This window comes from Streptomyces sp. NPDC050121 (genome assembly GCF_044460385.1).
In the GTDB taxonomy this organism is placed as follows: domain Bacteria; phylum Actinomycetota; class Actinomycetes; order Streptomycetales; family Streptomycetaceae; genus Streptomyces; species Streptomyces soliscabiei.
Genome location: NZ_JBITJV010000088.1, coordinates 1 through 8,504 on the forward strand (window position 1 = coordinate 1; position 8,504 = coordinate 8,504).

Below are 8,504 nucleotides of genomic sequence, written 5' to 3' on the forward strand. Positions count from 1 at the left end.
TCGTGCCCTTGAGACCGTCGCCCAACACGCTCATGGCCCCGGACGCCGCATGCCCCGTGATCACGCTGGCTTCACTCGAATTGGGCAACAGGGTCGTCGCAGGCTGGTACAACTTGCACCGTCTGCACAGCAGCCTCGGCTATCGCAGTCCCGCCGAATACGAGACCGCACTCGCAGCCTGACCACCACACCGATGGTGTCCGTCAAAGCGGAACAAGCTCATCTCGATCAACAGCCCGGGGGCTTCGCTCGTTGCGCTTCACGGACCGTCACCCGATCGGTGGCCACATCGAAGAAGCTCACTGAATCGTCGGTGAGTTGCGTACGTTTCACACCCAGCGTCGTACCAGGTCCCACGCCCGCACGGGATCAGAACCCGAGAATGATCACGACCTCACACAGGCTAGCCCCGGGGGCACATCACTGAGAAGCGGTGTTCCGGCTACCGGAACCGACCTTGAGCCCCATCTGCGCGCTTGTCACAGTGTGGCCGACGTCGCCGTCCCTATCCGAAAGGTGCACCGAAGCATGGAGACAACTTCCTTGGGTGCAGTGGCGTTCCCTGGGCCGGACGTTCTCGACAGGCGTCTCGCCGCCTTCCTTGACCCGAGAGGCCTGAGCAGGGATACCGTGCTCAAAGAGGCCGACCAGAGCATGGGAACACCAGCTCTTGTGGTAGTAGCAGGTTCGGTACTCGCGGGTTTCGGCAATGTGCGTAGCGATCTCGATCTTCTCGTGCTTGTGGAAAACGAGAACCTCAAGCGTTTTCCCGTTCAGTCTCACGAGCACGGCGCGCTGATTGACATCGGCTTTCGTCGGGCGAGCACTGTCCGTGACAGCGCGCTCGCACTGACCGCCGCACCCTGGCCACGCTTTGAGACTGTTACCGAGGACGCCTGGAGTCACAGGCGCCGCACTCTTAACACCGTTTCACGTATAGCTCTCGGACTGCCGCTCACCGTTGTCGATCCCTGGGACGAGTGGCATGTGGGGCTTCGACAGCCTTGGCTGCAGGACGTGTTGCGCGAGTGGTGGGCGGTGGAGGCCCATCGGCTTGCGCAGGCCGCTCGCTGGTTGCTCAAGGCCAAGCCGGTGACGGCTGGAGTACGGGCGCGAGAGGCGGTCGTTGCTGCTCTCAATGCTCGTGCCGCTGAAGGCGGTCAACTGTACTTCGCCGCCAAATGGGTGGGGGAGAAGCTCAAGGAGCTTGGCGACGTCGAGAACCTGGAACTGCTCCGCACCATCCTCACGCCCGCCGAACCATGCGAACGGGTCCCCTTCTGCCTGGATACCGTGACAAGGCTCGTTGGCCCTGCCGCACCGCTGCACACCGTGCTGCGGTGGGCCAGCGGGACGGGGACCATGGAACTCGACGACCGTACGGTTGTGGATCGCTGGCAGCTTCGCGCCATGGAGGTCCGGCGGCTCGGCTTGCCTGAAGGCGTGAGCGACGACGTCATCTGGTCGGGACCGGCCGACGCTCTTCCCCCCGAAGATCTGTTGCCGCTCTTCGTACACAACATGGTGTGGCTCGGGGTCGCCCACCCGTCTTCGGAGGTTCACGCGTGACGCATCCACCCACGACCGCGACCGACGAGTCGGCCCCTGGTGCCGGAGGTGCACCGGTCGACCTGCGTCGACTGCTCGCCTTCCGCGGCCATGGTGCTGTCCGTCTCCTGCTGGGCTGCCGAGCCCGCCTGGAGGATGTCGAAGGCGCTGTCGCCGCGAAACAGAGCGAGGTCGCCGTCCTCATGGCATACGACCTGCTCCAGTTGTCTCTGTCCATCCGCGGTCTACGCACGGAGGGCGAGCTGATCTACGCCCACGATGAGGCCGCCTTCGACCCGTTCGCCGGCCTGTCCACAGAGGAGTCGGAGGCTGCTCTGGTACTCGCCGCAGAGGGCTTGGACGCTACTGGAGACCGTGCCGAGCAGTGGCTGGATCGGCTGAGGGACCATTTCGCGGAAACCGAGAGCCTACTCGGCTATCAGGCACCGCTGCCCGACGTCCGCTCCGGCAACGGCATGATAAAGGGCTTCAAACTCGCCCGTACCTGGCAGCCATTGATGGACCGGGTCGGCTTGCCTTCGCTGTTGCCGGACTACTGGACGCGCAGCGCCGACTGAAGCACGAACCGGGGCACCAGCTCTCTCCGTGCGCGGATTCGGTACGGCGTCGCCATGGCACCGGTACTACGCTGGCCTGAAACGAGTCTCTCTGAGGGCCGCGTGATGGTCAGCGATTCTTCGGAAGCGTACTTCGCTCACGCCAGGACCCGGCAGACCCGCCTTCCCGGCGCCCCAGCAGAGTGACGAGTTCTTCACTCTGCTGGGGCGGGGCCGGAAGCCCGTCGCGACTGACGGGGCTGCGCCGGTGCGTTCCCGTGTTCCTTATAAAGAAGCACTCATTGAACTGATCCGTCCATGCTGCCTTGAGACGAACTGTCACGTCGCACCGGGCAGTGGAGAACCGGACCGGCCGCCCCCGTAACCGGTGAAGGGAGAACCATGGGCACCGCTGCCAGGCGAGCGCCAGTACAACTTGAGGACGGCTTGCTGCCACACCGGAAACTGTTGGATGCGGGATGGAGCACGGCGTGGACGCCAGCCCAACCCCGTGAAGAGGCCACCGGCCCCGAACGCATCAGGGAACTTGCTGCCGGCGGGTACGCCGCACTGCCGATTCCTGAGGACTTCGGCGGCGCTGGTGCGAACCTGGTCGAGGTGGCCGCTGCACAGCGTGCACTCGGCCGGATCGACCCCTCCGCAGCGGTCGCTCTGAACATGCATGCCTTCACCGTCGGGCTGATGGTCGACTACTGGAAGCGGCACCGCGACACCACATGGATGCTCCTGGAGGGCATCGCGCGCTCCGGCGCCCTCGTGGCGTCCGCCTTCGCCGAGCCCGGTGGCAGCCCCAACTTCATGGCCAGCCACTCCGATGCCGTACCGATAGATAAGGGCTACCGCGTCAGCGGCGTGAAGTATCCGTGCTCGTTGGCCACCACCGCTACCCTCGTCTGTCTGACCGCACGCGTCACCGACACCGACGAAACCATCCTCGCCCTGGTCCCGAGTTCCTCACCGGGGCTGGACGCCGAAGGAGAGTGGCCCTCGCTCGGCATGCGGGAGTCGGATACCGCCAGACTTGTACTGCGGGACGTGGAGGTCGACGACCGGCTTGTCTTCCACCGAGGACCCGCCGACGTTATCGACGAGAACGTCACTGTCGGCATGGCCTGGTTCTCGGTGCTTCTGACCGCCACTTACCACGGCGTTCTCAGCGGTCTTCTTGACTCGGCGTACCGAGGGCAGAGTGCCTCCGGGCTTTTCGGACAGCGCACTGCCCTACTCGGTCGCGCCACCCGTGAACTGCTGGTCCTCGGCAGCGCCTGCCGCCAACTCGCCGCAGACATTGACACGGGCACCATCGGAGGAGAAGCGGCCATGGCCGCCGCAGTGGGCCTACGCGCCACCCTCAGCGACAGCCGCGACCGGGTGCTGTCCGCCATCACACCCGTCGTCGGCAGTCGCCTCTACGGGCGCGGTCAGGAGGCAGCCGGTCTCGCGCTCGACTCGCTCGCCGCCCACCACCACCCACCGTCCCTCCTGGTCTGCGACGAAGTCGTCGGAAGCTTCTGCACGGGACGCGAGATCACCTTCGACCCGGCGGGTTGACCCCAGCCCCCCCAGCTGTGAGCGACAAGGAGACACACCATCATGCCGCATGTTGAAGTCAACCTGCCCATCAACGCCCCAGCGGCGGAGACCTGGGCAGCCGTCACCCGCCTTGAGGACTACGCCGCCTACATGGCGAACGTCGAGTCGGTCACGGTAGTCAGTGAGAGCGACACCGGGGTCCGCACCAGCGCGTGGTCGGTCCTGCTCAAGGGCTCGGTCCTGGAGTGGCTCGAGACGGACGTCCTCGATCACGACACAAGAGTCATGTCCTTCGACCAGGTGTCCGGGGATCTCGATCTGTTCAGCGGGCACTGGAAAGTCGAAGACACCGGTGAGGGCACCTCGGTTGTCGCCTTCTGCGTCGACTTCGAGATAGGCATCCCGCTCCTCGCCGACATGCTTAACCCGGTCGCCACCAAGGCCCTGCGGGAGAACGCCGAGCACATGCTTCAGGCCATCGAGCGACGGATCGCGGCGGTCGCATGACCACGCCCGCCCGAGTCCTGGTCACCGGCGCCACCGGAGCCGTCGGCAGCGCGGTCATGCGCGCGCTGCGAGCGGTCGGCCACACCCCGCACGGCGTTAGCCGCCGCGGAGGCGAGGGACGGGACCTCTCCGCCTGGCACATCGGCACGCAGGAGCCGCCGTCGGAACTGCGCGGCTCCTGGGACGCCGTCGTACACTGCGCGGCCGACACACGCTGGAATCTATCGGACGAGGAGGCCGAGGACGCCAACGTCGTCCCGCTGCGCGCGCTGCTTGCGCTAGCCGGCCCGGACACCCACTTCGTCCACCTCTCCTCATCCTTTGTAACCGGCCTTCAAGGTGACATCTCCTCGCCGTGCATAGACGCCTACCGCAACTCCTACGAGTGGTCCAAGGCACACGCCGAGCGCATCGTCCACTCCGAACGGGACAGCGCCGACATCGTCCGTTTCCCGATCGTCATGGGCTCCCGGACAGATGGCACGCTCGACCGCTTCAGCGGCTTCTTCTGGCTGCCGGCCGCAATGTGCAACGGCGCCGTACCCGCGCTCGTCGCTGAGGAGAAGGGCCTCCTCGACATGGTCAGCACCGACGATGTCGCTGACCACGTGATTCGGCTGCTCGACTCCGGCGCACCGGACGAACACCGACTGTCCATCCTCGGCAGGGGCGACGGGGCTCAACGCGTCAGTGAGGCATTCGACACTGTCCTGGAAGCTCTCAACGATTGGCGAGCCAAGCATGATGTGCCTCTGCTGGACAGGCTGCCGTATGTGACGACCCAGCGGTGGAACCGCTTCTACCTACCATTTGCCAAGGAATACCTGGACCGTGCACAGCTAGTAAGAGTCACCGCCTTCCGCGCCTATCAGGGCTATCTTTCGGTGACCGAACCGTTCGACGTCACCCACCAGGTTCCCAACACACAGGATGTACTCTACAAGTCGATCATCCGCTGGGCCGAGACTCACCCGAGCTTCGCCCGTCGTGTCCCCCGCCCTTGGCGCGCCTAGCTGCTTCCATCTTTCCCTAAACCCCCTGCCAACCGGGGAGAATGACATTTCCGTTCAGGTGATCAGAGATCTCGCATCTCTGATCAGGGGATAGCCGGAACGCCACAGTCGGGCTTACACCTGCCGCCGAATGCTTCCCGGCTGTTGCACTACCAGGCGAATTATTCGAGTCGACCGCCCACCACTTTCCGCGTTGAAAAATTGCATTAGGGAGGTTCTGTCGTGATTATCGAGATCAGCGGAGTCGACGGCTCCGGAAAGACAACCCAGATGGAAATGGTCTCGCGCCTCATGCAGGAGCATGGACTGCATGTATACCGGAGGTCTTTTTATAGCACCGGACGAAGGATTCTCAACAATATTGCGGTCCAGCTCGGCCACAATTCATGGGATGCGGTTTTCGATCGGGACGCGGTCGAGCTTTCCAAAGCCGTTGAAATGTTCCAATACGCACATTCCTCCCTTCTTTCTTCCGGATTCAATGGAGAGATTGTGATGGTGGATAATTACATACGGCGGTGGCTGGCCGCTTCCCTCTTGGACGGAGCGAAGAACAAGGAGCAGCTTCTTCAGGTGTACCGGGCGCTGCCGGCTCCGGACCTCTCTATCCACCTGGAATGCGAGGCCGAGGTCGCCTATGAGAGAATTGTCGCACGCCGGAAAGGTGACAGGGCCATCCGAGTCGGCGGCGAAGATCTCATTCGGAGGTTTGCCGCCATATACGGGCCAGAGCTTGATGCCGCACTTCATTACAAGTCGGTGCGACTTTCTTCGGCATTGCCTGCAGCGGATACGGCAAATATGATCGTTGATCGAATCCGCTCATGGTCCGCCATACATGATCCTCGCATCTACAAGTATCTTGCCTGAGAGGGCTGGATTTTGGTTTCCGGTTGTCCTTGGTGGGTCCCTCAATGAGCCTCCTTCATCCTGAATGAGCTTCTTCAGCGTTGCCGCTCCAGGGTGAGGATGGGCTTGGCGATTGACGTCATGCGGTTGGGACTGCATCGGGATCTGCGGAAGATCCGCCAGGACTTCAGGCGAGCGACGCCGCGTTCGACCGGTGCTCGCGCCGCGGCCAGGGCACGGTTCAGGGTCTTCTCGGTGAAGGTGAGTTCCTGCAGGGGCTTGCGTTTTATGCCCGTGGTCAGCCAGGGGCCGCCGCCCCGGTAGGCGAGGTCGGCCAGGATGGCAGGGCTGATTCAAAGTCCGGGTGATCATGTGGTGTTGCTGGTCAGGGCAGTCCGATCAGGTCACTTCGGTGTAGATCGTCGGTCAGCGGGAGACTTCGCGGTTCGTCAGAACCAGCAGAGCCCTCACCAGGGCGGTCGCCCACTTCGGGTCGGTGCGGACCTTGCCGAGGACCCGCCAGTTCTTCAGGTGGGCGAAGCCGTGCTCGACCGGCGCCCGGACGGCGGCCAGCGCCTTGTTGGACAGTTTCTGCCCTCGGGTCAGGGGCCGGTTGCGGGCGGCCTTGTAGCCGGTGATCACGGCCGGGTCGGCGTCCGGGCCGCTGTCGTCGAGGCCGACGAAGCCCAGGTCGGCGATGGCGCCGAGCCCGGCCGCCCGCAGTTTCGCGGTGAGCTGGTCATTGACGGCAGGCGGTGATCTCCGAGGATCGTCCAGGGCGGGCCGCCGAGGCCCACAGCAGGCGGCCCCGGTCGTCGGTGAGCCCGATCACCAGCAGGCCATGACACTTGTGCTTGCCGGAGTAGTTCCCCCGGTTCGCCGTGCCGGTGCGCCGCAGGGTCCGTATTGTCGGCGTACTCCTGTGAGTGCTCCACCAAGTACGGAGATACGTGCACCAGCAGGGAGGCCGTGAGCAAGTCACGTCATCCCGCGGGCATGGCGGTGGCAGGGCGATGAACCTCCAGGATGACTGCGGTGCCGGCCACGGTTCGGTCCTCGTGCATGGCGATCTGCTGGCCGGGCTGGAGGTGCGTCCAGTGGGAGGGAGTTAGGGGCACGAGTCGAACCGTGGCTCGCCCGCCGGGCTCCAGATAGGGCATGTCCTCAACCCAAAGCGAGGCGATGCTGACCGCACGTCCACCGGTGGGCGAGAGATGACCGATGTCCCACATGGGTCGCAGAACACCGGCGCCAGAGATTGCCGTAGTGCGTCGCGCCTCAGCGGCAGGACGGAGCGTCAGATCCGCCCGGATTACGCCGTGACGAATCTCGGAGCATCGCCAATGGCTCCAGGCCGCGCTCCGCTCAAGCCGAAGCTGCTCAGCCGCGTCGGCGAGCTTCTCCCAAAACGCCAGCGGGAGCGAGCGACCGTCCCCAAGTTCCTCCAGCAGGCCCAGGGCGATCTCCCACTCGTCGTGGGCGAGGTAGTCCCAGATGTCTCGCACCGTGATGTCGTTCTCGGTGGCGGTCTCTTCCGGAACAAGCAGAGAAGCTGATTCGAGCAGCTCAGGGACGTCCATGCGCTCATTGTCGACCACATGAACTATTAGGCTGTGCTTTCCTGGTCTCGCTCGATGGCAGCGAGCCGGTTCTTGAGCCGGTAGCTGGGGCCGTTGATGGAGATCACATCGCAGTGGTGCAGGAGGCGGTCGAGGATGGCGGTGGCCAGGACCTCGTCGCCGAACACCTGTCCCCACTCGCCGAAGGTCTTGTCCGAAGTCAGGATGATCGAGCCCTTTTCGTAGCGCTTTGAGATGACTTGGAAGACCAGGTTGGCCTCCGCGCGCTCGAGGGGCTGGTAGCCGACCTCGTCGACCACGAGAACAGCAGGCCGCAGGTAGCTGCCGAGCTTGCTGGTCAGTCGCCCGGTGGCCTCGGCGGCCTTGAGGTTGCGGACCATGTCGTCGAGGCTGGTGAAGTAGATCGAGTACCCAGCCCGGCAGGCCGCGACCGCGAGAGCGACGGCGATATGCGTCTTGCCCACTCCCGGCGGCCCGAGCAGGGCCGCGTTGGCCTTGGTCTCGACGAACGACAATGTGGCGAGGTCCTTGACCTTGCGAGGGTCGAGCTCAGGCTGGAACGAGAAGTCGTAGTCGTCCAGTGTCTTGTGGTGCGGCAGCTTCGAGATCCGCAGACCGGTGCGGAATCGGCGGTCCTCACGGACGGCGAGTTCTTCGGAGAGGACCAGGTCGATGAAGTCGAGGTAGCCCATCTTGGCCTCGTCAGCCCGCTGAGCGTACTGAGTAAGGGCCTCGGCCAGGTGCGGCAGGCCCAGCTTGCCGGCCGTGTTTCGGATGCGGGTGGAAACCAGCTCGCTCAAGTGTTGCTCGACGTTCGTTTTGACGATGACGGCGACATTGCCGCTGCGGTTGGGCGCCAACCTGTAGGCCCCACTGGATCTTGATCCAGTGGGGCC

Annotated in this window: 9 protein-coding genes and 2 pseudogenes; 7 read left to right on the forward strand and 4 right to left on the reverse strand. The window is 64.3% G+C overall.

The window, feature by feature from the left end:
* The 7 genes and pseudogenes from ACIBTS_RS48855 to ACIBTS_RS48885 form a co-directional block, all read left to right on the forward strand.
* A pseudogene (locus ACIBTS_RS48855) lies at positions 1–182 on the forward strand (hypothetical protein); the annotation flags it as partial.
* 346 nt (positions 183–528) lie between these two features.
* The gene (locus ACIBTS_RS48860) at positions 529–1,569 is read left to right on the forward strand and encodes a hypothetical protein (RefSeq protein WP_399328397.1); all 1,041 of its coding nucleotides are present in this window, start codon (positions 529–531) and stop codon (positions 1,567–1,569) included.
* On the forward strand, positions 1,566–2,126 hold the full coding sequence (locus ACIBTS_RS48865; RefSeq protein ID WP_399328399.1) for a hypothetical protein: 561 nt from the start codon (positions 1,566–1,568) through the stop codon (positions 2,124–2,126). Before ACIBTS_RS48860 ends, ACIBTS_RS48865 begins: the two co-directional genes overlap by 4 nt.
* Positions 2,127–2,507: 381 nt before the next feature.
* Complete coding sequence (locus ACIBTS_RS48870) at positions 2,508–3,677, forward strand: acyl-CoA dehydrogenase family protein (RefSeq protein WP_399328401.1); 1,170 nt, start codon at positions 2,508–2,510, stop codon at positions 3,675–3,677.
* A 42-nt stretch (positions 3,678–3,719) separates the two neighbouring features.
* Positions 3,720–4,166, forward strand: coding sequence for a type II toxin-antitoxin system RatA family toxin (locus ACIBTS_RS48875; RefSeq protein WP_399328403.1), 447 nt, complete (start codon positions 3,720–3,722; stop codon positions 4,164–4,166).
* Complete coding sequence (locus tag ACIBTS_RS48880) at positions 4,163–5,179, forward strand: NAD-dependent epimerase/dehydratase family protein (protein WP_399328405.1); 1,017 nt, start codon at positions 4,163–4,165, stop codon at positions 5,177–5,179. Before ACIBTS_RS48875 ends, ACIBTS_RS48880 begins: the two co-directional genes overlap by 4 nt.
* A 222-nt stretch (positions 5,180–5,401) precedes the next feature.
* Entirely contained in the window at positions 5,402–6,049 is a 648-nt protein-coding gene (locus ACIBTS_RS48885; protein WP_399328407.1) for a hypothetical protein, read from the forward strand.
* Between the two features lie 74 nt (positions 6,050–6,123).
* Here ACIBTS_RS48885 and ACIBTS_RS48890 read toward each other — a convergent pair.
* From ACIBTS_RS48890 to istB, 4 genes and pseudogenes are all read right to left on the reverse strand, one after another.
* Positions 6,124–6,369 (reverse strand): annotated as a pseudogene (locus tag ACIBTS_RS48890) (transposase family protein); the annotation flags it as partial.
* Between the two features lie 85 nt (positions 6,370–6,454).
* A complete protein-coding gene (locus ACIBTS_RS48895) occupies positions 6,455–6,670 on the reverse strand; it encodes a transposase family protein (protein ID WP_399328409.1) in 216 nt (71 codons plus the stop codon).
* Between the two features lie 341 nt (positions 6,671–7,011).
* Positions 7,012–7,608, reverse strand: a complete 597-nt coding sequence (locus ACIBTS_RS48900) for a hypothetical protein (protein WP_399328412.1) — start codon at positions 7,606–7,608, stop codon at positions 7,012–7,014.
* Between the two features lie 26 nt (positions 7,609–7,634).
* Positions 7,635–8,408 carry an IS21-like element helper ATPase IstB gene (istB, locus tag ACIBTS_RS48905; protein WP_399328414.1) on the reverse strand — a complete coding sequence of 258 codons (774 nt, stop codon included), beginning with the start codon at positions 8,406–8,408 and terminating at the stop codon, positions 7,635–7,637.
* Positions 8,409–8,504: the final 96 nt, after the last annotated feature.